This window comes from Micromonospora sp. NPDC049107, assembly GCF_040648595.1.
Classification (GTDB): domain Bacteria; phylum Actinomycetota; class Actinomycetes; order Mycobacteriales; family Micromonosporaceae; genus Micromonospora.
Genome location: NZ_JBEZEC010000003.1, coordinates 212,838 through 235,736 on the forward strand (window position 1 = coordinate 212,838; position 22,899 = coordinate 235,736).

Here is a 22,899-nt window from a genome sequence, read left to right on the forward strand (position 1 = left end):
ACAGTAGGGTCAGCATTGGTTCACGTCAATGAAACATCTTCGTCATGCCAGGTCGCACGGCAACGTGATCCTCCTGGTCAACCTCGCGCGGGTGGGGCTGCGACGGGTGCGCCGCTACGTGGCTTCTGCAGGGCGGTGCTCGTCTACTCACCGGATGGCGTGCTGCTCTTGGATCCGCTCTGACACGCCTGGCCAGCGGGGTCCGTGCGGGTACGGATCTGCCGTGTCCTGCGCGTCACGGAGCGCAGCCAGATAACGCCCGGGTGAGGCATCCGGACGTGCCGATGTGAGTGCGTGGCAACTAATCTTGCCGGTCCATGGCCCTGTTGGTGACGCTCTTTCGTGCTGACGGCTCCGCGGGTGTCGTTTCCGTCCAAGACGATGGGCGGTGGCGTTTCTTACCCTGGGCGGACCAGCTTGTGTTTGATCTACCAGGGGGTGTCGCCATGCGCGATCTTGTCTACACCGGCTTCATGTCGCTCGACGGCGTGCTGGATTCCCCGGGTGGCGGCCCGGGTGAGGAGCACCGCAGCGGCGGCTGGGTGATCAAGGACATTGAGGTCCTGCCCGAGGTCTTCTCGCTCAAAGATGAGGAGTTGCAGGACACGACCGCCCTGTTGTTCGGCCGGCACAGCTACGAGCTGTTCGCGCCGGTCTGGCGCGACTCGCCGGACCATGCCGCCTACAAGGAACTGCCGAAGTACGTTCTGTCGACCACCCTGGCCGACGACGCGCTCCTCGACGGCTGGGGCCCGACGACGATCCTGCGCTCAACTCATGACGTCGCGGAACTCAAGAAGAGCGGCGGCGGCGCGATCTTCATACACGGGAGCGCTGCGCTTGCTCGCCGCCTCGCGGACGCGGGACTGATCGACAGGTACAACTTACTGCTCTTCCCGGTGCTACTCGGTGCCGGAAAGAGTCTGTTCAGCCGGGCAGACAACGACAAGCAGATGCTTCGTCTACGCGAGTCTGAGGCCTATCCGAACGGTGTGGTCAAGCTGATCTACGACGTCGTTCGCTGATTGAGGTCCAGCGAGATCGCGCCACGGACGCCTTCCCGCAGCTGCCGTGCCGTGTGCCCGATGTATTGGCGCAGGGCACGGGCCAGGTGCGGCTCGTCGAAGTATTCGAGTCTGGCGACGACATCGGCGACCGGCATACCGGCGGTCAGCAGGATCGATGCCTTCCTGGCACGCTCGATCTGCCGCACAGTGCCCTGGGTCAGCCCGGTTGCCGCGCGGAACCGGCGTTCGACGGTGCGTTCCGAGACCTTGGGAACGTGCCCCCGCCGGACCTCGGTGACGACCGGATCACGGACTACGGCTCCCGCGCGGACCAGACGCGTGACGAGCGCCTCGGCATCGTCGGGGCATGGGATCTCCCACCGGGCGCCGTCCAGCCGGAAGGTCCGGTGTGTGGTGTCGGGCAGCTCGATGCCGCCGTCGAGCAGCGCCCGGGTAGGCATGGTCCGCAGCGACGTGCCCAAGGCGAAGTCGATGCCGAGAAACGTCGCGCCGTCGGGCACGGGCGCGATGCTGGACCTGCTCTCCGGACCCGTGACGCTCGCGTAGGACCTGCCCTCGCGCTGCCAGAACACCAGACCCCAGCGCACCGCCGCGACGGAGGTCATCTCGAAGACCTGCTCGCTCGTCGAGGTCCAAACGGACTCGACCCACGGCGAGTCGGACGGACGCGTCTCGAGTAGCAGAGTCACACGAGCAGGGTAGTCGCCCGCACGCGACAATCCAGAGACCTCGGAAAGCTGCGCGTGATCCCGAAGGCCCGCTACCACGGCCGACGCGAACACTTCGACGCCACCAGGGCTCTTCGCCGACGTCGCGCCAAAGGTCCTGATCTAGCGCGGACCCTCGGCAACGCGACGATCGACTTCGTTGATCCGCGATTCACCCGCGGCGGGTCAGCCAGAAGCTTCAGTTCCGGCCGCCGCGAAGACGCGCACGTCCCACGCGCCGAGGTGCACCGCCGTGCCCGGCGCGACCGCGGCACCGCTCAGGGCGTCGGTCAGCGGCACCGGCGCCTCGACCGCGACGGGTTCCCAGCTCCAGTTGTGCACGACGTGGACCCGGCGCCCGTCCGGGGAGGTGGCGGTGGTGGCCGTGACGGAGGCCGGGAGGCGGCGCCATCCGCCGGTCGGCACCGGCGCGAGCCATGCGGCGAGGGCCTGGGCGAGGTCGCGTCCGGGTACCGTGCCGACGCAGGTGACCCGGCCCGCGCCGTGGCGGCGGGTAGTGACCGCCGGCCAGCGGCCGAAGTGCGGATGGTGGTACTCGACGAGCACATCGGCGTCCACGACGGTGAGGCCGTCGGCCCAGCGCGTCGCCGCCGCCCGCTCCGGCAGGTCGAGCGGCCCGCCCGAGGCGGCACGGACCGGGACATCGCGCACCAGGTTGCTGAACTCCTCGTAGCGGACTCCGGTGGCCTCGACGAGCCGTCCGGGCGCCGGCTCGTGTCGCGCGCGGGCCTCGTGGTCGGCGTAGCCGGTCCGCGGGCCGAGTACGAGGTGGCCGCCGGCGGCCGCGTAGGCGGCGAGCCAGTCGAGCGTCGCGTCGTCGGCGACATACAGCGCCGCGACGACCAGGACCGGATGCCGTCGCGCGGCCGACTCCGGCGTTGGGCCGGTCCGCTCACCGCTCGGGTCGTGCAACTGCCCGGCGTGGACGATGCGCACCTGCCGGCCGGCGTCGAATGCGCCGCGATAGAAGGGGTCGAAGATGCCGTGGTACGCCGCGGCGTCCGGTCCACCGTCCGCGGCAGACAGCGGCGGGTACTTCTGCATGAGCCAGTTGCTCGGCATCGAGTAGACCATCGTGATGTCGGCGTCGGGTTCGAGGGCGGCGACGAGGGGGCCGGCGGCGTCCAGTTCCGCGCCGAGGCGGGACAGCTCCGCGTACGTGCGGCCCGGCCGGCCGCTGTGCGGAAGGATCCCGCCCCAGTAGGTCTCCGCGCCGAAGTGCAGCGTGTGCCAGTGCCAGTACTCGATCATCTGCGCCCCGCGCGCGACGAGCGCCCAGGCCGCCTGCCGCCACTGGCCGTCGTACGCCGGCCGGTTGTCCCACGGCATGCCGATGGACATGGCGTTGGTCTCGGTGACCAGGAACGGCGCCTGGCGCGACGAGAACATGCGGTCTGCGCTCTGGTACAGCGCCCATACCCCGGTGGTCTTCCCGTGCTGTTCGACGTCGTCGTGGTCGCGGTCCGGCAGCGCCAGGGCATCCTGCATGACGTAGTACGGGTTGCCGGCGGCGACGTCGAGGCCTTCGGTCAGCTCGTCGTCGTGCACCGCGGGTCGGCCGTAGGCGATGCACGTGGTGACGAACTGGTCGCCGCGCGCGTACTCCCGGACGATGCCGGCCTGCCAGCCGATGAACTCGGTCGTCTGGCGGGCCTGGAACGCCCGCCAGGCGACGTCGTACTGGGGCTGGGCGTTGCCGTCCGGGGTCCACAGGTCCGCCCAGGTGGAGAGGCGGTGCGACCAGTAGACCAGGCCCCATTCGCGGTTGAGGGTCTCGACGTCGCCGTAGGTGGTGCGCAGGTGGTCCACGAATCTCTGGAAGACGCCGTGGTTGTGCAGCAGTTCGTTGCCGGGTTCGTTGTCCACCTGGAACCCGATGACTGCGGGGTGGCCGGCGTACCGACCGACGATCTGCCGGATGACCCGCTCGGCGTGGAATCGGAAGCCCGGGTGGGTGAAGTCGACCTCCTGCCGCGCGCCCCATCCGATGCGCTGCCCGGTGGCCCGCTCGCCGGCGATCTCCGGGTACTGCCGGGCGAGCCACGGCGGCACGGCGTAGGTGGGCGTGCCGAGGATGACGGAGATGCCGCGTTCGTGTGCGCCGTCGAGCACCGGCTGGAGCCACTCGAGGTTGAACCGCCCGTTCTCCGGTTCCCAGGTCGACCAGACCGACTCGCCGACCCGGATGACGGTGAAGCGGGCGTCGACCATCAGGTCGAGGTCGGTCTTGAGTCGTTCATAGGGCTGGTACTCGACGTAGTACGCGGCGCCGAAGAGGACGCGGGCGGGGAGCACTGCCATGGGGGGAACCTCCGAGGTGGAGCGGTCGGTCATTGCTTGACGCTGCCGGTGGCCAGCTCGCTCTGCCAGTACCGCCGCAGGAGCAGGACGGCCACGACGAACGGGACGATCGAGAGCATGGACCCGGTCACCACGAGTACGACCGTGTCGCTGTTCGTGGGTCCGCCCCCTGCGATCCGGGAGGCGCAGGAGGCGAGGCCCCACGTCGCGAGCACCCGTGCCGGCCTGCAACGCCGTGCGCAGCTTGGTGTACTCCGGGGCGCCCTGACCGGCGTTGGCCACCTTGACAGCCGGGTACTTCTGCTCGAACAGCGCCACCTCTTGCGTGATGTCCGGAACCCAGGCCCAGAACGTCAGCTCGGTCGCGGTCGACATCGCCTTGTCGATGTCGGCCTGGCTCACCGCCGCGGTGGCGGAGGTACCGCCGCCGCCGCACGCGGCCAGCGCCGCACTCGACGACACCGCTGCGGCCGAGGCAAGCAAGGTTCGGCGGCTTACCGGGGACTGTTGGGGACGATGTGGCCATGGTCAACTCCCGTCGCAAGGGTAGCGGGACCGGCGCGTCGGGCAACGGCGTGTTGGGGACAGGGGGTATCGAGAGGTGTGCGTCCGCGCGGGTGCTACCGCCGCTGGTCGGCGACGGCCGTGCGGGCCTCGGGTGACGTGCCGCCGTAGGTGGACAAATCGACGCTGATCACGGGCGCGGCGGATGCGACTTCGCTGCCGGCGGGCTGACCGTGCGGGCCACCGTGGGCTGGGGGATCGCTCGGCGGCCACGTCCCGGGATCGGCCGGGGCGGCGGTGGTGCCGTCGAGGCGCGGACGACGAGCTCGACCGGTTGGTCGGCCGCCGGTGCAAGCTCGACGTCCGGCTTCTCGATGACCTGAACCAGCAGCGCGAGGCCCTGCCGCGTGACCTCGTCGAACGGCTGCCGCAGGGTGGTGAGCGGGGGAGTGACGTAGGCGGCGACCGGGATGTCGTCGAACCCGACGACGCTGATGTCCTCGGGCACGCGGCGCCCGGCCTCGAGCTGCGCGCGGATGAGACCGATTGCCATGTCGTCGTTCGCGGCGAACACCGCGGTCACGGTGCTGTCGCCGGCCAGTTGCCGGCCCGCCGCGTAGCCGGACGCGGCCGACCAGTCGCCCTCGACGACCGGCGGCTCGTCCGCGCCGTGGGCTCGCAGCGCCTCGCGCCAGCCGGCGAGACGGTCCCGTGCCGAATACCACCGCTGCGGGCCGGCCAGGTGATGGACGGTCGCGTGCCCCAGCTCCAGCAGGTGCTCGGTCGCGGCCCGCGCGAGCCGGCCCGCGCCGACCCTGGCGGTCACGACCTGCCGCGCGGTGAAGGTGGGCGGCGCGCCGAGGACCAGGACCGGCACGTCGACGCTGATGGGGCCGACGCCCTCGTCGATCGGCTCGGAGATGATGACGCCGTCCACGCCCTGGTCCAGCAGCGACGCCAGGGCGCTCGCGATGCCGCCCGGGTCGCCCTCCATCGTGGTGGCCACCCGCAGCGTGTAGCCCACCTCCCGGACCGCCCGCTCGATGCCCATGAGCCACGACGCCGGCCCGTACAAGGCGCTGCCGAGCGTCACCACGCCGATCGACCGGGTCCGCCCGGAGGCCAGCGCCCGGGCCGCCTGGTTGCGCCGGTAGCCGAGCTCCTCGGCGGCGTCCAGGACCCGCCGGCGCACGTCGGCCGAGACATACGGCTCGTCGTTGAGGACCCTGGACACCGTCTTCTGGGAGACGCCGGCCAGCCGCGCGACGTCCACGCTGCGCGGCGTCGGAGGGCTTCCACCCGGCCCCGCCAATCGCGTCACGGCATCTCCCATCGCCGGCCATAGTCCTGTATGTTTGCGTAGTCATGTCTACGCAGTCAGACACTCACCGTTAAGTTCCCGTAACCCGCCCGTGACGCTGGCGAAGCACGTTCCTTGCCAGCAGCCTAACTTCAGTTTCGAACCGAACAAGTCAGGCCGCGTCGCCCGCCGACTTCGCCGAGGACCACAGTGCTGTCCATATGTCACGCGGTCGGGTGCCGCAGAGGCGAATCGGTTCGCTATCCGATCGACGCTGCGGCGGTGGGTCGGCGACACGGAGTGCCTGAGCGCGATGCCCTGGCACTCCAAAGGGGTCGTACTCATCGGCAGCCACTCGAGGCTTGTGAGGCATCAGGAGCAGGAAGTAACCGTCTTGAAACCTTGACTTCACGCTCCAGACACCCATTAATACATATCTATGTATCTGGGCCGTAACCACCCTTCCCGGGTGGTCGGCGACGCCGGCAGATTTGTCGAATCGATTCGAGTATCGGCCTTGCGGCTGTGCCCTGAACCGGTGTTGCGGAGCTGTCGGGTGAGTCACAGGAGGGTTACCGTGCATCGTACGAACGTCCACTGGGGTGGCCGATTGTCGGCGTTGGCCAGAGGGCTGGCCGCGGCCGTGGCGCTCGCCCTGCCCCTGACGCTGGGTGGTCTGACCCTGGCGACTCCCGGGTCGGCCCTGGCCGTGCCGGTCGCGACGCAGAGTGTCGCGGCCGCCGGAGTTGACGGTGTGGCGGCCGGTAGCGCTGCGATCACCTCGGTCGATCTGAGCGGGACGTGGAACTTCACGCCCTCGGGTCGGGGGGCGACCACGATCGCGGTGCCCGGTGGCGGCTGGTACAAGCAGGGCTTCACCACCGTGAACGAGGCGGTGTACTCGCGCAGCATCACCGTGCCGGACTCGGGGCAGCCGCAGTCGACCTGGATCGAGTTCGGCGCCGTCAACCACCAGGCGACACTGTCGGTCGACGGCCGGGTGGTGGCGACCCAGACGACGGCGTTCACCCCGTCGAACTTCGACATCAGCGCATACGCGGCGCCCGGCACCACCCACACGATCACCGTGAACGTGAAGGGCCGCGGCGCGTTGAAGGCATCCAACGGCCGGTACCTGGTGCCCGACGCCGCCACGTGGTCCGAGGCGATACCGCAGGGGATCTTCGGGTCCGCGTTCCTGCGGGTGTACCCGGCGGTGTACGTCAGCGACACATTCGTGCGTACGTCGGTGGCGAACAAGACGCTGACCTACGACGTGTCGGTGCGTAACACGTCGGACAGTTCCCGGTCGGTGACGTTGACCGGGTCGCTGTCGTCCAGCAACGGAACGGCTTTCAGCTACCCGGCACTGCCCAGCCGTACGGTCACCGTGGCGGCCCGCTCAACCGTGACCGTGACTGTGGGGCCGGTCGCGTGGAACCTCGACAGCACCTCGTACTGGTGGCCCAATGTGCCGTACCGGTCGGGGTACCGGGCGCAGCTGCACGGGCTGACGGTGCATGCGGTCACCGACGACGGCCGGACGAGCGACGCCACGTCCCGGTTCGGGTTCCGGGAGGCCACCCAGAACGGTGACTACTACTACCTCAACGGCGTGCGCGTGAACTTCCGTGGCGACAACCTCCAGGGTGGCGACTACGACCGGATCAACAACGGCGGCAAGGGCGACGCGTACCACACCCTGCCCGGTTTCCTGCCCCCGTCGTCCGGCAACGGCGGCTGGCCGCAGGCGGTGGACAACTACCAGCGGCTGAACTACAACGTGGTGCGCATCCACCAGGAGCCCGGAAGCCCGTACATGCTGGATGTCGCCGACGAGATGGGCCTGATGATCATCGACGAGGTCGCGATTCGCGGCTCTCAGTCCTCGCAGGAGTGGCAGAACTCCGTCGGGCGCGACAACATGATCAACCACGCCCGTGCGCTGGTCCTGCGCGACCGCAACCACCCCGCGATCATCCGCTGGAGTCAGAACAACGAGCCGAACCAGAGCGGCCAGGATTCCGAGCAGTTCGAGAAGGACCTGTACGCGGCGATGAACGGCGCCGACGGCACCCGGCCGATCATTGTCGAGGTGGGCGTCGGCAACAATGTCAGCCTGTATCCCGGGATGACGTACGCCAACTTCGCGGTGATCCCGCACTACGTCGACGGCTTCGGCAGGTACGGGGAGGGCCTGGTCAGCGTGAACGGGCGGCCCGACGGCGAGGGCGAGTTCATCTGGCCGGCATGCAACAACAAGCAGGGCTTCGAGTGGTTCGCCACCGCGACTGCTGCCAAGCGCGGCAAGGGCGCCACCGACCTGCGCCCGTACACGCTGCTGTCCGCCTGGGCCAGCGTCGTGCCGGGCGTGCGGTCCACCGACTTCACCCCGGAGGAGGGCGGTCACCCCATCTACGGCGTGGACAACCTGCCCGATCCGTGGAGCAACGCGCAGATCCAGCGTGTGCAGGCGGCGTTCAACCCGGTGGCCGCGATCGACCTCCCGTACTGGTCCGCCTCCGGTAACTCGGACTCCAACGGCAACTTCCCGCTGGCGCAGGCCGTACCCAGCTACGCCCGCAACGCCACGGTGACCCGCAACATCACCGTGTTCAACGACGACCTCACCAACACCTCGGTGGGCTTCACCTGGACCGCCCGGCTCGACAGCCCGACCGGTACGGTCGTCGCGTCCGGCAACAGCACCCTGACCGTCCCACTCGGCTCGCGGGTCACCCAACCGGTGTCCTTCACCGCCCCCGCCACCGGCAGCCGCGTGTACCTCCAGCTGTCGACCGCCAAGTCCGGCAGCACCGTCTTCACCGATGCGGTCGAGTACCTCAACCTCAGTGGAAGCGGTGGAACCGGGCCGGCAGCAGGCACCTACCGCATCGTCAACCGCAACAGCGGCAAGCCCCTCGCCATCGCCGGGAACTCCACCGCCGACGGCGCCAAGGCGGTCCAGCAGAGCGGCACCCCCACCTGGACGATCAGCACCACCCAGGACGCGTACACCCTGCGCTACACCGCGTCCGGAAAGATGCTCGACGTCAACGCCGGCAGCACCACGCAGGGCCTGCAACTGCAACAGTGGTCGGCCAACGGCGGCACCAACCAGTCGTGGTACCTGCGGCCCACCGGCGACGGCTACTACACCATCGTCAGCCGCAGCAGCGGGCTCGTGGCCGACGTCTCCGCCGCCTCGACCAGCGACGGGGCGCAGGTCGTGCAGTGGACCGCCAACGGCGGGACCAACCAGCAGTGGCAGTTCGTACCCGCCTGACCAGTAGCAGAGGTGAGTGTCAAGTTCGGCCGCCGGTAACGGTCTGCCGATTGTCGCGCCGACTCGGGGGCACGCTTTGTGCGCCCGAGTCGGCCGCGACCCAATCACGGTGGGACACGAGCTACCGATCCGGACAGACGCGGGCCTGGTCCGCTCGCTACCCATACGTGGGCCAGGCCCGGGCGTCGCGGCTGAGTGCACGGACGGTCGAGCGCGCGTACAGGCAGTTGGAGTCCGCTGGCTACTCCCGAACCATCTTGCGGATGCAGCTGAGCAACCGACGTGTCGGGTTCTACGGCCTCGACAACCGCCCGCGACCGGCGTGGCCCCAGTGCGTGTCCGCATGCCCGCTTCCGCATACTGATCTGCCGCCGACTGAGCGCGGTGTCGGTGAGGCGCTTACCGGCAAGCGCCCTCTCGGCTCTGCCTCGGACAATACTGTGGCGCGTCGGGGTCCGGGTCGAGGACACTCGCGATCATGCTGGCTTCATGTCGTAGCGTCACGGATCTGGTCGCCGCGCAGGCGCGCGGGGAACGGATCAAGTTTCTGTTCTTCTGGGGGCACCAGCCGGAGCGCGACGGCCGGGTCGGCGCCGGATGCTTGAGTCAGTGGTGGCCAACGCCGTTCATGATCGACGGGCTCGTCTTCGCGACCGCCGAGCACTACATGATGTGGCGCAAGGCCACCGTGTTCGGTGACGACGCGATGGCCGAGCGGGTTCTCGCCGCGCCGCACCCACACGCGGCCAAGGCGCTCGGCGGCCGGGTCGTCGGCTTCGATCAACGGACCTGGGACGATCACCGCTTCGAGATCGTGGTGGCCGGCAACCTGGCTAAGTTCGGACAGCACGCCGCGCTGCGCGAATTCCTGGTCGGTACCGGAAGACGGGTTCTCGTCGAGGCCAGCCCGGTGGACCGGATCTGGGGTATCGGGCTAACCCGAGAGGACCCCGTCGCCTCCGAACCGGCTCGCTGGCGGGGCCTCAACCTGCTCGGGTTCGCGCTCATGCAAGTTCGCGACGTCCTCCACGAACAGCCGGAACGGTAGCCGTCGCTAGACGCCTAGGTCACGGACTCGCCACGATCCGTGCGCTACGGGGCGTCATGCGAAGAAGGGCAGGCGGCGTCGGGACTGGCCGATGACAGTGCGCCTCGTCCTGGAGGTACCGCCGCCGTGCCCTGCGGAAGCGGGAGTCGGGGGTTAGGTATGGAACACCCGGACGTAGATCCCTGGGCCTTGCTGCCTGAAGCCGATCTGTTCGAAGGTACTGTTTGCCACCGACAATGCCGGTTTGGACACGACCTGGACGCCAGCAGCGCCGGCCGCCACGGCACGCCGTATGGCCTCTCGGATCAGCCTTAGGGCAACCGCTTTCCCGCCTTCAGTCTGTTCGGCGACGACATCATCGATACGGGCCTTCACTCCGCCGGGCGCCTGGTAAACCGCGAGCGTGAGTGTGCCGCAGATGCTCCCGTTCTGCCGGGCGACGAATAGCTGGTACTCAGGCAACGCGATCATGCGGGCCAAAGCTTGCGGGCTCAGACGACTCGGCCGGCTCGACAACTTTGGCACATCTCGGCAAAACGCTTCGATGCTCTCCGCGTCGAGAGCCTCGACGAGTTCCACCTCGACGTCCACGGGAGGCACGATACGTCGTACAAGCCGGTTCAGCTCCTACACTGCATCCGGATCTGCCGCTTTGGGTGCCCAGTGGGCAGCTGCGGCACAGGCTGGCTCACTGCGCCAGCTCGCGGATATGCGAGATCAGCGCACCGAGCGGCGGGCGCCGCGCGGTTTGGGCAGGTGGTTGACGATCCAGAGCCACACAGGGTTTCCCCGGCCGGCGTACGCCGCTTCCGCTTCCCGGGAGGCCTCCACCGCGGCGAAGCCGTAGTCGCGCATGCCTTCCTCGTATTGGGCTATCGCCGCGATGATGTCGCTGCCGGTGGTGAGGGCAGCGCACAGGTTCGCCGCGTCCATCAGCGCGGTGTTCGCGCCTGAGCCGCGGGCCGGGCTCATCGCGTGGATCCCGTCGCCGAGCAGTGTCACCCGGCTTGGCGCCCAGGCGGCGACGCGTTCGCTGCTGCGGACCCGGATGAAGAAGGTCTCATCAACGGCCGTCCGGGCCAGCAGTGCACGCAGGTCGGGGTGCCACGAACGGATCGCCCGGCACGCGACGGCATGTAAGGCCGCAGGGTCGGCCACGGCCAGTTCGGTGTCCGGCGCGCCAAGCCGATCGCGTCCGGCGGACAGACCCCACATCAGATAGTCCCCGGTCGGCGTGACGCGTATTCCAGGCGCGATCTCGGCCGCCGCGTCCTCGGGTGCCCGCTGAAACTCGACCAGCCCAGCGGCCAAACCGACATCGCCACCGATGATGGCGGTGAACCCTTCGTACATGGCCGGCGGGATCAGCCGCCGCGCAGCGTCGTCCAATGGGACCTTGCCGTAGATGACCCTCGAGCCGGTGTCCACGACCGGTGCGTCCGGCAACAGTGTGCGGCGCACGACGGAATTCACCCCGTCCGCGCCGACAAGCACGTCCGCGGCCTCGGTCGACCCGTCCGCGAAGCGCAGGGTCACACCGTCGGCCTCCTGCGCGTACCCGACGAGCTCACGGCCGAAGTGGATCCGAGCGTCGAGCCCCGCGGCGAGGATTTCCCGCAGCGTGCCCCGGTCGACCGAGGTAGACAGCGTCGCCGGATCGCCCGGGTCCAGGTTCGGGTCAACTGCCATGCGGCGCAGGACGCGCAGCTGTGCGGTCAGTACCGTGACCACGGTGCTGCGCCGGCCCGTCGTGGCGAGGAAGAGCCGGAACAACTCGGGCGGCAGACACCTCTGCAGCGCCAGCCCGGCCCGCGCGTCCAAGTGCAGCCGGTAGCCCTGCCGGCGGACGTCAAGGCCACTGTCCCGCTCGTAAACGTGCACATCGACGCCGTCCCGCACCAGCCCCTGAGCCAGACACAATCCGCCAAGACCGGCGCCGGCCACCGCTACCCGCATGACGCCTCCCACCTCACGCCATCCGAACCGCGAGAAACGCCGGAGCCAAGCGGCCGACAGTGCATCCCGACAACGCTCGGCGCATCGAAACCTGCCCGCGAAACAGCCGCGAACCCCCACAGTAGCGATCACCGCAACAACCGGATCTGCCGCTCCAGGTGGGCTGGCGTTCATTGCCGGTGGTGACGCACGGTCCTCGGGTGGTCCTGGGGCAGGTCGACCAGCAGTACGCCGCCCTTGCAGTCGGCTTGCTCGACGGCGAGGGTGAGTGGTCGATCACCGAGCGTTTGGGCGTAGGTTGGCCTTCCGCGCACCCGCCACCGGTAGACCACGCTGTCGACCGGGATGAGCCGAGGGCCCTTCTTGGCCAACGCCACGTCGATCCGTTCGCTATCCGATGCCAGGGCGGCAGCTAATCACGCCGTACCGGCGGGTGGGGACGCAGGCGGGCGCAAGACGTCGTCAACCGGCCACCATCGATGACAGTCAAGACGCCGCGTGAGCGATTGTCACCACCTGTGGATCGGTGGTTCAGGGGACGTAGACGAGGTTCACGCGGTAGCGGTATCCAGGTCCGTTCTCGAAGACGTCGACATCGAGCACCAGGTCGCTCCTGCCTTCCTCTTCGGTCCAGAGGTCGACCAGGCAGCGCCAGTGATCGCCGAACCACAATGCGACTGATGTGTTCCAGGATTGGTCTGGTGGGGTGATCAGCGTGACGTCACCGTAGTTGTCAATCGCCTGGCGGCATTTCTGCGAGATTTCGGTAGGAACTGGGTCTACCGGCGGCAGGCCTGCGCCGATGGCGGCGTCTCGTCCCACCAGCGAGTCCACGACCGCCTTGAGCGTCGGCCGCCAAGCCTCTGGAATGGGACCTTCGAGCGAGGCATCCTTCACCGGATCGCCCACGTGTGCCTCCTCTGCGATGCCAACGTGTGATTGGGTGATCTTGGTTGGGTGGCGGCGGGGGCCTTGGTGGCCGGGGTGGCCGCGGGGCGTCCGACGAGTTTGCCATGTTCGAAGCGGGCGTCCACACGCACGAGCGCGACGAGGTGGGGTGCGTTGGCCGCCCGCTAGCGGGCTCGGGTACTCGTAGGAGGAGAGCCGCTCGCCGAGATCGCCGGTGGTTATCGCGACGGCGTTGGCGAACGTGGCGCCGTAGACGAGCTTCAACGCGGCGACGGCACGGCGGGCGTGGTCACGGTCCTCGGTTCCGACTTTCGGCCGGGGCGTTCTTCGCGTTCGAGCCGGGCCAGACGCAGCGTCATGAGCAGGCTCGCCCGATCAACGGGGGAACGTGCGCAGGGGCGAGGTGTCGCCCACGGACCAGTTGTGACCGAACGGGTCCGTGAAGCCACCTTGACGGTGCGTCCCCCAGGGCACGCGGTGATCCTCGATTGCCGCTCCGGCGACTGCGCCGGCCGCGACGGCGCGCTCGATGAAGGTGTCGGGGTCATCGACGAACACCTCGATGCGGGTGCTCGTGATTCCGACCTGGCCAGGACTCGTCTCTGTCGGGTTCTCGGGATTGACCTGGTGGAGGAAGAAGGGGGCGCCGCTGATCGCGAGGCCGGCCACGCCACCAAGGTTCCACAGCTCCGTCGCGCCAAGCGCAGTCCTGTACCAGGCGACTGCGGCCTCTGCATCAGAGACGATCAACATCACCGAGATCACTGGCGATGCGGCGAGCACCGTATCGCTGGATGAGGCGGAACGATTCTTCGGTTCCTCGGTCATGCCCACAGCATGCCGGACACCGCCAGCGGCGTCTCCCCACCTACCCAAGATGAATCGCCAGGTCGAGGCCGAGGTGACCACCGCGACCTGACCGGACGCGACTCGGGGGTCACCGGCGCAGCCGGTGACCCCCGAGTCCTGTTCGTGTGAGACGAGGTCAGGTCACCAGTTGCCGAGGACGAGGCGTCCGTTGACGGGGGTGATGTTGTAGGGGCCGGAGGTGTACCAGCGGCCGAGGCTGGTGAGGCCTTGGTTGAAGGTGTAGTAGCCGAAGGTGTTGTTGCCGAGGTCGTAGGCCATGACGATGTCGGCTTTGCCGTCGCCGGTGACGTCGCCGGCGGCGACGCGGTTGCCGACGTTGGCGAGGTCGAAGTTGCCGGTGCCGACGTAGTCGGTGGTGCGGTTGAAGGTGGTGCCGGTGCTGGTCCAGCGGTGGATGGTGGTGGTGCCGTCGCCGTCGTCGTGGATGAGGGCGGGTTCGGCTTTGCCGTCGCCGGTGAAGTCGGCGACGACGAGGCGTCCGGCGACGGGGTCGAGGTTGTATTGGCTGGAGGTGTAGAAGCGGCCGAGGCTGGTCAGGCCTTGGCTGTAGACGTAGTAGCCGAAAGTGCCGTCGCTGATTTGGTAGGCCATGACGATGTCGGCTTTGCCGTCGCCGGTGACGTCGCCGGCGGCGACGCGGTCGCCGACGTTGGCGAGGTCGAAGCTGCCGGTGCCGACGTAGTCGGTGGTGCGGTTGAAGGTGGTGCCGGTGCTGGTCCAGCGGTGGATGGTGGTGGTGCCGTCGCCGTCGTCGTGGATGAGGGCGGGTTCGGCTTTGCCGTCGCCGGTGAAGTCGGCGACGACGAGGCGTCCGGCGACGGGGTCGAGGTTGTATTGGCTGGAGGTGTAGAAGCGGCCGCGGCTGGTCAGGCCGGCGTCGAAGACGTAGAAGCCGAAGGTGCCATCGCTGATCTGGTACGCCATGACGATGTCGTCGGTGCCGTCACCATCGACGTCACCCGAGGCCATCCGATCGCCGACGTTCGCGAGGTCGAAGGAACTCTCACCCTTGTAATCGGTCGTGTGGTCGAACGCCGTACCGGTCGAATTCCAGCGGTGGATGGTCAGGGTGCCGTCGCCGTCGTCGTGCCCCAACGCCGGTCCCTTGCGTGCCGTCGCCCCCGCGATCAGGCCGGTGCGCCGGATCGGCTTGTACGTCCTCAGGTCGCTGGCGCTGTTGAACCCACGACTGCCGACGTTGTTGTCCTTGTACGGGTTCTGGACCGTCTGGCCGTCGTCGTTGAAGGAGTAGACGTAGGCGCCCTTGCTGTGGTCGTTCCGGTCGGCCCAGTGCGAGAAGAGTTCGATGTGGCCGCTGCGGACCATCGCGTCGCCGGCCTGGAAGCTGTCGATGCTGCCGAGGGTGTCCCAGCGCGAGTTGTTCCCCTGGAAGTCGTCGGTGATGTAGCTGGTGTTCAGGTGCCAGGCCATCGACACGAGACCGGAGCAGTCGCGCCGGTAGGTCTTGTCGCCGTCCATGTCGCTCGCCCAGGAGCCGGTCTGGGTGTAGGTGAGGTCCCGGTCCACCCAGTTCTGTGCACGGGACAGGACCTCGCTGCGGCTGATCGGGCCCTCGATGGTGGAGGCCTGGGCCGGCGCGGACGACACGCTGACCAGGCCAGCGGCGGCCATCGTGATGGTGCCGAGGATCGCGGCCGGTCTGCGGGCTCGGAAGCGACGCATGGGTCTTCCCTTCGTGGTGGGGATGAACGGAGTGGTCGCGAACGTGGATCGAGGTGCACGACAGCCATTGGCTGGACCCAATGCGACAGGTAAAGTCGCAGCGCACAAGCCACCGTGGGGCCTGCCCTCGATGGCTGGTCCCGCTTGGTCCTGCTGTGCGGTTGTGTGTTCGCGACCCTTTCGTCGGAGGTGGGATGAGGGCCGTCCACTCCGGTGAGTGGTCCGCGAGCTGCCGGTGCGGTGGCTGGCAGAACCCTCGCAGCCACATCAGGTAGCGAACCTGGATGGATCCTTGACAACTTCGGACGCCCCGCTCGCGGGCGGTCCAGCGGCGCTACGGACGCGGGGGCGAAGCCGTGGAACTATGCATACTGGGTGATCTTCGCGTGGTCGCGGCCGGCCGGCCGCTCGAGTTGGGACCACCGAAGCAGCGGCTGGTGTTCGCCGCGCTCGCCGTGGACGTGGGCCGCAGCGTGCCGATCGAGGCGCTGGTCGACCGGGTCTGGGACGACGCCCCGCCGGCTGACGCCCGGGGCGTCCTGTACACGTACCTCACCCGAATCCGGCGGATCCTGGTCGCGGCCCAATCCGCCGAGACGGTCCCGATCACGGTCGGCCGCAGTCAGACCGGCTATCTGCTCGACATCGACCCGGACCGCGTCGACCTGCACCGCCTGCGCCGCTTCGCCGAGCAGGCCCAGGGCCTCGCGGCGGCCGACCCCGACCGGGCGACGCTGCTGCGGGAGGCGGTCGAGCTGTGGCGGGGCGACCCGCTCGACGGGCTGCCCGGCGCCTGGGCGGCCCGGGTTCGGGAGGGCCTGTCCCAGCAGCTTGTCCGGGTCCTGCTCGACTGGGCCGACAGCGAGATCGGCCAGGGCCGGCCGGGGCAGGTCGTCGACCGACTCACGGTGGCCCTGGAGCGCAGCCCGCTCGTCGAGCCGCTGGCCGTGACCCTGATGCGCGCCCTGTACTTCGACGGTCGCCGAGCCGAGGCACTCGACCTGTACGCCCGGACCCGCGTCAAGCTCGCCGACGAGTTGGGCATCGACCCGGGCACCGACCTGCAGGACCTGCAGCGGGAGATCCTGCGGGGCACGCTGCGTGCGCCGAGGGTGGCCGCGGCCCCTGTCGAGGTGCCCGGAGTGGCGCAGCCCGCTGCCGCCGTGCCCGCGCGTGTCGAGGCGAAACCGGAGCCGGCACACCATGCTCCGCCGGGACCCGGCTGTCAGCTTCCGGCCGACCTGCCCGACCACGTCGGCTGTGAACCGGAGATCTCCTGCGCGTTGAGTGTGCTGCAACCCGACGATGGGCGCCTCAAGGACAACGCCGCGCCCGTGGTGATCCTTTCCGGCCCGGGCGGCGTGGGTAAGACGGCGCTCAGCATCCGGCTCGCATACCTCCTGCGCCACTCGTACCCCGACGGGCAGATCTTCGTCACCCTCGCCGGCCGAGGCGGCGACTCCGGGGAGGCCCTGGACCGGGTGCTGCGGGCCCTGGGCGCCACGAACATCCAGCAGTTGCCCACTTTGGAGGACAAGCTCGGACAGTACCGCGCCATGCTGAGCGGACGCCGATTCCTCATCGTGCTCGACTCGGCGGTCAGCGCCGAGGAGGTTCGCCCGCTCGCGCCCGGTGGGCCGGGCAGCGCCCTGATCGTGTCCAGCCGGGCCCTGCTGACCACCATCCCGGGCGCCGAGCAGATCGAGGTGCCGTTGCTCGACCGGGCCGACTCGGTCGTCCTGTTGGAGCGCATCGTCGGGCCAGGCCGGGTGGCCGCCGAGCCGGAGGCGACCGCCGCGCTTGTCGAGATGTGCGCCGGCCTGCCGCTCGCCCTGCGGATCGTCGGCGCCCGGATCGCGGCCCGACCGCACCGCCGGATCGCCCGCCTGGCCGAGCGGATGCGCGACGAACGCGCGAGGCTCGACGAGATGACGGCGGACGGGCTGGCCGTCCGGGTCAGCGTCGCGGTCGGCTACCAGGCGCTCGACCCACCGGCCCGTCTTGCGTTCCGGTTGCTCGGCTTTCTCGGGGTGTCGAGCTTCGCGGAGTGGCTGGTGGCGGCACTCGTCGGCGGCTCGATGGACGACGCCGAGGAACTGCTGGAACAGCTCGCCGACGCCCGCCTGGTGACCGCCGTTGCGGACCCGACGCACCGACTGCTCCGGTACCACATGCACGACCTGGTCCGGCTGTTCGCCAGGGAACGCGCCGTCGAGGAGGACAGCGACGACGCGCTGCGCGCCGCGGTGGCCAGAGTGCTGGTCACGGCCACCGAGCTGGGTGAGCGGCTCAACCAGCGGCTGCCGTACGCCATCCCGCCGCTGTACCGGCAGGCGCCGCTGCCGGTGGACGTACCGGCCGTCCCGCTTCCGGCGGATCACCAGCTACCCGGTTGGCTGGAGGTCGAGGCGCCGACGCTGATCGTCGCGGTGGAACGGGCCGCGGAACTCGGCATGGACGTGGCGGCGTGCGCGCTGGCGGACGCGTTGGTCTACGCCTCCTTCGCGGTCCGCAACGACTTCGTCGGCTGGGGACGCACCCACGCGGCGGCGTCGGCCGCCGCCCGGGCGGCCGGCAACGTGGTCGGCGAGGCGGTGATCGAGTGCGGCATCGCGCTGCTGCGCTACAAGGAGGACCGGTTCGCCGAGGCCGAACGGAACTTCCGGACCGCCATCGACCTGTTCGAAGCCGCCGGCCACGAGCACGGGTCGGCTGCGGCGCGCAACGGTCTCGGCACCGTACTGCGTGAGGTGGGCCGGCATCGCGAGGCGGTCCCGCTGCTGACCACAGCCGCCGAGGTGCTGGGCCGCTTGGGGGGCGAGACCGCCGCCGCGCACGCGACCTACGGCATCGGCTACTGCCTGCGGGAGCTCGGCGACGACGAGGCGGCACTGAGCTGGATGGGTCGTACCGTGGACACCTACCGTTCGCTGGGCCACGCTCGCGGCGAGGCCATCGCCGCCCGGGGGATCGGCCTGGTACATCGGGCCCGGGGTGAGCTGGCCGAGGCGGAGCGCTGGTGCCTCCGCAGCCACGACCTGATCCTGGCGAGCGGCGACGAGTTGCTCGCCTGCTACACGGAGCAGGCGCTGGCGAAGGTGTGGATCCGGCAGGGCAGGTTGAGCCGGGCGCAGGAGCCGTTGGAGCGCGCCCTCGGGACGTGCCGGCGGCTGCACGACCGGTTCGGGGTGGCGCTGGTCCAGCGGACCGTCGGCGAACTGCACCTGGCGGCCGGCCGGCCGGACGTCGCCCTGGAGAACCTTCGGCTCGCGTACGACGGATGGGTCGAGCTGCACCACGATCTCGGTGCCGCACGGACGCTGCGCGACCTGGGTGCGGCTCATGCGGCGCTGGGCGACGTCGCGTCCGCCCACCAGGCATGGGAGACCGCCGCGGCGACGTTCCGCCGGCTCGGCACCCGCGAGGCCGACGAGGCGTCCGGCTGGCACGAGCGGTGGGCATGCGGTTGCGAGGCGACCGCGCCGGTGGGCGTGGCCGTGTCGGTTGCCCACCCGGCCTGAACCCACCCTGGCCTGCGCTTCCAGGTTTCGTCCAGATCGCCGGCAGGCCGGCTCCCTAGCGTCGGAGCAGCACCGGGCGCCCACCCGGGCAGCAGCTTCGACGAGATGGAGAGACGTTTCATGACGATCCGACGCAGCAGCGCGTACCTGGTGGTGGCGGTGGCCCTGGCCCTCCCGGCGGCCGGATGCGCGCACGCCGACCGCGCCGGTGCCGCGGCCGGTGGCCCGGCACCGGCCTTGTCCGGGCCGACCGCCGCGCCGGACCCGGCGGGCACCGCCGTCGGACCGCAGGCGACGCCCACCACCCTCGGCGTCCCCGCGCCACCGGCTTCCGCCCCGGACCCGGCCCGCCCCGGTACGGAATCCGGCCGAACGGTCGACCCCGCCTCCGCCGCCACCGGGCCCGCCCGGCTCGCCGCCCTGCCGAGCACCGACACCGACCCGTCCTGCCGGCCGCCGGTCCTGCTCGAGGCCACCGGCGCCGCGCTCAACGGGCAGAGCGTCACCGACGTGCAGGTGCTCGGCTGCCGCAGCGGCTTCGCCCGGCTGATGGCGATCGCCCCGCAGTCGGCCTCCATCCCCGGTGGCGACCAGGTGTTCCTGCGCAAGGACACCAAGGGCTGGCGGGTCGTCGGACGTACCTCGGCATCCACCGACTGCGGCGACCCCGGCCTGGTCACCGCGGTCCGGGCGGTCTGCGCCGGTCTGGCCTGACGGCCGGCGGCGGCCTCCGGGCCGGGCGGGCCGGCCGGAGGGGGAGACCGTCCGGCTCGCGGGCCCGACGAGCGGCAGTGCCGAAGACGACGGATACTCGCCTGATGACTGGACCGGATCTCGACCCCGAACAGTACCCGCCCATCGACCCACGTGAACCGGTGCCCGACGACGCGGGCGTCCTTCTGCCTGGCGGACCGGACGAGTTGCCCGAAGCACCGCACGAACCGTCGCCAGACGATGGTGGCAACGCCGACGGCGTGCGCGAGCCGGCATAGAAAGCGCCGCGACCGGCGGATTCTCCTCGCCGACCGCGAAGGCGTCAGCGTCGGCGCCCCGGGGAGTCGGTAGGGCGGGAGTCCGCCCATGCCACTGAGCGCGCATCTGATCTTGGCGAGACGCGCTCAGCCTTGGCGAAACGGGCGAGTGATCGGGTGCTTTTGATCAGCTGCTTCGCCTTCGTACGTGCACGTATTGCGGCGTAGGTGCAGGGCGAAGGCGGTGATCCAGGTCCAGCCGACTCCGATGGTGAGGCGCTGATACAGGCCGCGGTGTTCGGGTACGGCCAGGCCTTGGATGAGCAGGAGCATGGTCACGCCGGCCGCCGCGCTGGTTACCGTCCAGACCCAGGAGCGACGTCGGGCCGAGCAGATGGCCCAGGTGAAGGTCAAAAGCGGTAGGGACAGAAACGCGATGCTGCCGGCGGCGTTGTGCGCGGTGCCGGTCCAGGTGTGCTGAGGCTGCCCGGCGACATCGGTGGTGAACAGCCCGGAGGCGATGAGGGCTACGCCGAACAGGCCGGTCAGGGCCGCCGCGGTCCGGGCGGCTGAGCGGGGGCGCAGGGCCCGGCGGACACCGAGGGCGAATACCACGAACAGCGAACCGCACACGAGGAAGTTGGTGGTCTGGATCCAGCCGGTCGATCCGGTGGCCAGTTCGCTGACGGACTGGCGGATCGGGCGGTATCCGGACTGCAGCGCGCCACCAACGATGATCACGATGCCGAACAGAGGACCGGCGGCGGCGCCGCATGCGAGGAGCCGCCGGGTGGTGATGTCTTTCTTCATCGCTCTATTGGGCGTGCCAGAGCTTGATCTTGGTAGCGGCAGCCGTCGGTCGGTACGGGGCCGATGGCGGGGTTCCGAACCTACTTTCGTCGGTACGGGAGGGACGGGTTCCCGGTTCCGACCTACGGTTGTCGCGTGGTGGTAGCCAGCTTGAGTGGGTCGGATGCGGTCGCCGAGCGGGATGACCCGCCGAGGCAGCGGTTGGTCGACGCTGTGGTGGTAGCGGTTGCGTTGCTCTCCGGTCTGGTGTTGTTGGCCGGGACGACCGCCGATCTTCGGGGCGGTGGTGGCCTCACCGCGGTGGTCTTCGCGGCGGCGGCCGGCGCGCTGTGGTGGCGCCGGAGCGCACCGGTCACCGTGGCCTGGGTTGTTTTCGCTGGCAGTGCCGTCCTGGCCGCCGTCGAGACCATCGGCTCGGGCGGCTCGATCCGGCCGGGTGAGGACACGGTTGTGTTCCTCACTTCGGCTGCCCCGTTCGCGGCCTATGCGGTCGCGGTGTACGCGAGGCGTCGCGTGTCGGGTTGGGCGGCCGTGGTCGCTCTCTTGGTTGCGGCCACGGCACCGTGGCCGCTCTCGTGGGTGCGGCTCCGTTCCAGCCTGGTGTTGCTCGGTGTGCCGGTCCTTGCCGGCCTGTACCTGGCGGCGCGGCGCCGCATGATCAACATGCTGCGCGAGCGGGCCCGGCGGGCCGAGGCCGACCGGTACGCGGAGGCCGAGCGGGCCGCCGCAGGTGAACGTGCCCGGCTTACCGCCGAGATGCACGATGTGGTGACACATCAGGTCAGCCTCATCGTGCTGGAGGCCGGTGCGCTCGGGCTCACCGCAGCCGATGAGGCGACTCGGGTTGCCGCCGAACGGATCCGAGAGGCCGGCTGCGCCGCGCTCGACGACCTTCGCGACCTGGTCCGAGTCCTGCCTGAGCAGCCGCCTGCCCGCGAGCCGGCGCCGGAGCCGCTGCCAGATCTGCGACCACTGGTGGGTGCGGCGGCCCTGGCGGTGATCGGTACCCCGGTGCCGGTGTCCCCGGCGGTCGGTCAGGCGGTGGTCCGGGTCATCCAGGAAGCGCTGACCAATGTGCGCAAACACGCGCCTGGTGCCCGTGTCGAGGTCGGGGTGCAGTACGAGGGCGGCGGCGTGCGAGTCCTTGTCCGCAACGGAGTAGTTCGGTCGGCGGCGGACGCGCGGCTGGCCGCTTCCGGAGCGGGGACCGGGCTGCACGGGTTGCGGCGTCGGGTCGAACTGCTCGGCGGCACGTTCGCGGCCGGACCCGAGCCCGGGGGCGGCTTTACGCTGCGGGCTCTGCTGCCCGGTGCGCAACCCGACAGGCCGTCATGATCCGGGTCGTGGTGGCCGACGACGATCCGTTTGTCGGCGCTCACCTGCGGACAATCCTGGCGAGCGCCGGCGACATCGAGGTCGTGGACACCGCGACAGACGGGGCCGCAGCGGTCGAGGCCGCCATCCGGCACCGTCCGGACCTGGTCCTGATGGACCTTCGCATGCCCGGCGTCGACGGACTGGTCGCCACCGAGCAGATCGCCGCCCTGAACCCGGCCCCGGTCGTGGTGGCGCTGACCACGTTCACCGCCGATCGGTATGTGGCCGCCGCGCTGCGCGCCGGAGCCAGCGGGTACGTACTCAAGACCACGCCGCCGCGTGAGTTCGCCGACCTCATCCGCACCGCCGCCGCCGGCCACACGATCCTGCCGCCCGGTGCGGCCCAGGTCCTGCTGCCCGCCGACCCGGCGGTGACGCTGCCGAACGGACTGTCCGCACGGGACCGCGAAATCCTGACCGGCCTGGGCCGCGGCCTGACCAACGCTCAACTGGCGGCCCACCTGCACCTCACCGAGGCCACCATCAAGGGCTACGTCTCGCGGGTCCTGACCCGGCTCGGCTGCACCAACCGGACCGAGGCGGCCCTGCTCGCCCAGCGCGCCGGACTCGTCACGTACGAATGACCCGAACCCGACCGGCACCGTGG

At 69.8% G+C, this 22,899-nt stretch carries 17 protein-coding genes and 1 pseudogene; 7 read left to right on the forward strand and 11 right to left on the reverse strand.

The window, feature by feature from the left end; translation table 11 throughout:
* Nucleotides 1-446 precede the first annotated feature (446 nt).
* Complete coding sequence (locus AB0B55_RS09360; RefSeq protein WP_357123179.1) at nt 447-1,025, forward strand: dihydrofolate reductase family protein; 579 nt, start codon at nt 447-449, stop codon at nt 1,023-1,025.
* Here the strand turns inward: AB0B55_RS09360 and AB0B55_RS09365 are convergent.
* From AB0B55_RS09365 to AB0B55_RS09375, 3 genes are all read right to left on the reverse strand, one after another.
* Nucleotides 1,007-1,717, reverse strand: coding sequence for a helix-turn-helix domain-containing protein (locus AB0B55_RS09365; RefSeq protein WP_357123419.1), 711 nt, complete (start codon nt 1,715-1,717; stop codon nt 1,007-1,009). The two genes, AB0B55_RS09360 and AB0B55_RS09365, sit on opposite strands and share 19 nt — an antisense overlap.
* A 204-nt stretch (nt 1,718-1,921) precedes the next feature.
* Nucleotides 1,922-4,057, reverse strand: a complete 2,136-nt coding sequence (locus AB0B55_RS09370) for a beta-galactosidase (protein WP_357171392.1) — start codon at nt 4,055-4,057, stop codon at nt 1,922-1,924.
* A 694-nt stretch (nt 4,058-4,751) separates the two neighbouring features.
* A complete protein-coding gene (locus tag AB0B55_RS09375) occupies nt 4,752-5,882 on the reverse strand; it encodes a LacI family DNA-binding transcriptional regulator (protein WP_357123188.1) in 1,131 nt (376 codons plus the stop codon).
* Between the two features lie 556 nt (nt 5,883-6,438).
* Here AB0B55_RS09375 and AB0B55_RS09380 point away from each other — a divergent pair.
* Nucleotides 6,439-9,147 (forward strand): RICIN domain-containing protein, encoded by a 2,709-nt coding sequence (locus tag AB0B55_RS09380; protein WP_357171395.1) that lies wholly within the window; start codon nt 6,439-6,441, stop codon nt 9,145-9,147.
* A gap of 478 nt (nt 9,148-9,625) precedes the next feature.
* On the forward strand, nt 9,626-10,195 hold the full coding sequence (locus tag AB0B55_RS09385; protein WP_357171397.1) for an NADAR family protein: 570 nt from the start codon (nt 9,626-9,628) through the stop codon (nt 10,193-10,195).
* 153 nt (nt 10,196-10,348) lie between these two features.
* On the opposite strand, the gene AB0B55_RS09390 is transcribed toward AB0B55_RS09385, so the two are convergent.
* From AB0B55_RS09390 to AB0B55_RS09420, 7 genes and pseudogenes are all read right to left on the reverse strand, one after another.
* Nucleotides 10,349-10,786, reverse strand: coding sequence for a GNAT family N-acetyltransferase (locus tag AB0B55_RS09390; protein WP_357123197.1), 438 nt, complete (start codon nt 10,784-10,786; stop codon nt 10,349-10,351).
* Between the two features lie 126 nt (nt 10,787-10,912).
* Nucleotides 10,913-12,151 (reverse strand): NAD(P)/FAD-dependent oxidoreductase, encoded by a 1,239-nt coding sequence (locus AB0B55_RS09395; RefSeq protein ID WP_357171399.1) that lies wholly within the window; start codon nt 12,149-12,151, stop codon nt 10,913-10,915.
* Between the two features lie 170 nt (nt 12,152-12,321).
* A complete protein-coding gene (locus AB0B55_RS09400) occupies nt 12,322-12,528 on the reverse strand; it encodes a hypothetical protein (protein WP_357171401.1) in 207 nt (68 codons plus the stop codon).
* A gap of 154 nt (nt 12,529-12,682) precedes the next feature.
* Nucleotides 12,683-13,060 carry a hypothetical protein gene (locus tag AB0B55_RS09405; protein ID WP_357123206.1) on the reverse strand — a complete coding sequence of 126 codons (378 nt, stop codon included), beginning with the start codon at nt 13,058-13,060 and terminating at the stop codon, nt 12,683-12,685.
* Nucleotides 13,045-13,242 (reverse strand): annotated as a pseudogene (locus tag AB0B55_RS09410) (hypothetical protein); the annotation flags it as partial. The gene AB0B55_RS09405 and the pseudogene AB0B55_RS09410, both read right to left, overlap by 16 nt.
* Nucleotides 13,243-13,435: 193 nt before the next feature.
* Nucleotides 13,436-13,888, reverse strand: coding sequence for a VOC family protein (locus tag AB0B55_RS09415; protein WP_357171403.1), 453 nt, complete (start codon nt 13,886-13,888; stop codon nt 13,436-13,438).
* Nucleotides 13,889-14,050: 162 nt separating this feature from the next.
* Nucleotides 14,051-15,613, reverse strand: a complete 1,563-nt coding sequence (locus AB0B55_RS09420) for a VCBS repeat-containing protein (protein WP_357123212.1) — start codon at nt 15,611-15,613, stop codon at nt 14,051-14,053.
* Nucleotides 15,614-15,969: 356 nt separating this feature from the next.
* On the opposite strand from AB0B55_RS09420, the gene AB0B55_RS09425 reads away from it, so the two are divergent.
* Both AB0B55_RS09425 and AB0B55_RS09430 read left to right on the forward strand, forming a co-directional pair.
* Nucleotides 15,970-19,134: a BTAD domain-containing putative transcriptional regulator gene (locus AB0B55_RS09425; RefSeq protein WP_357171405.1), complete on the forward strand. Its 3,165-nt coding sequence runs from the start codon at nt 15,970-15,972 to the stop codon at nt 19,132-19,134.
* Nucleotides 19,135-19,254: 120 nt separating this feature from the next.
* Nucleotides 19,255-19,848, forward strand: coding sequence for a hypothetical protein (locus AB0B55_RS09430; protein ID WP_357171407.1), 594 nt, complete (start codon nt 19,255-19,257; stop codon nt 19,846-19,848).
* A 404-nt stretch (nt 19,849-20,252) separates the two neighbouring features.
* Here the strand turns inward: AB0B55_RS09430 and AB0B55_RS09435 are convergent, their stop codons facing one another.
* Nucleotides 20,253-20,915, reverse strand: a complete 663-nt coding sequence (locus AB0B55_RS09435) for a DUF998 domain-containing protein (protein ID WP_357171409.1) — start codon at nt 20,913-20,915, stop codon at nt 20,253-20,255.
* A 135-nt stretch (nt 20,916-21,050) separates the two neighbouring features.
* On the opposite strand from AB0B55_RS09435, the gene AB0B55_RS09440 reads away from it, so the two are divergent.
* Together AB0B55_RS09440 and AB0B55_RS09445 are read left to right on the forward strand one after the other, a co-directional pair.
* On the forward strand, nt 21,051-22,250 hold the full coding sequence (locus AB0B55_RS09440) for a histidine kinase (protein ID WP_357123224.1): 1,200 nt from the start codon (nt 21,051-21,053) through the stop codon (nt 22,248-22,250).
* An 8-nt stretch (nt 22,251-22,258) separates the two neighbouring features.
* Complete coding sequence (locus AB0B55_RS09445) at nt 22,259-22,876, forward strand: response regulator transcription factor (RefSeq protein WP_357123227.1); 618 nt, start codon at nt 22,259-22,261, stop codon at nt 22,874-22,876.
* Nucleotides 22,877-22,899 lie beyond the last annotated feature (23 nt).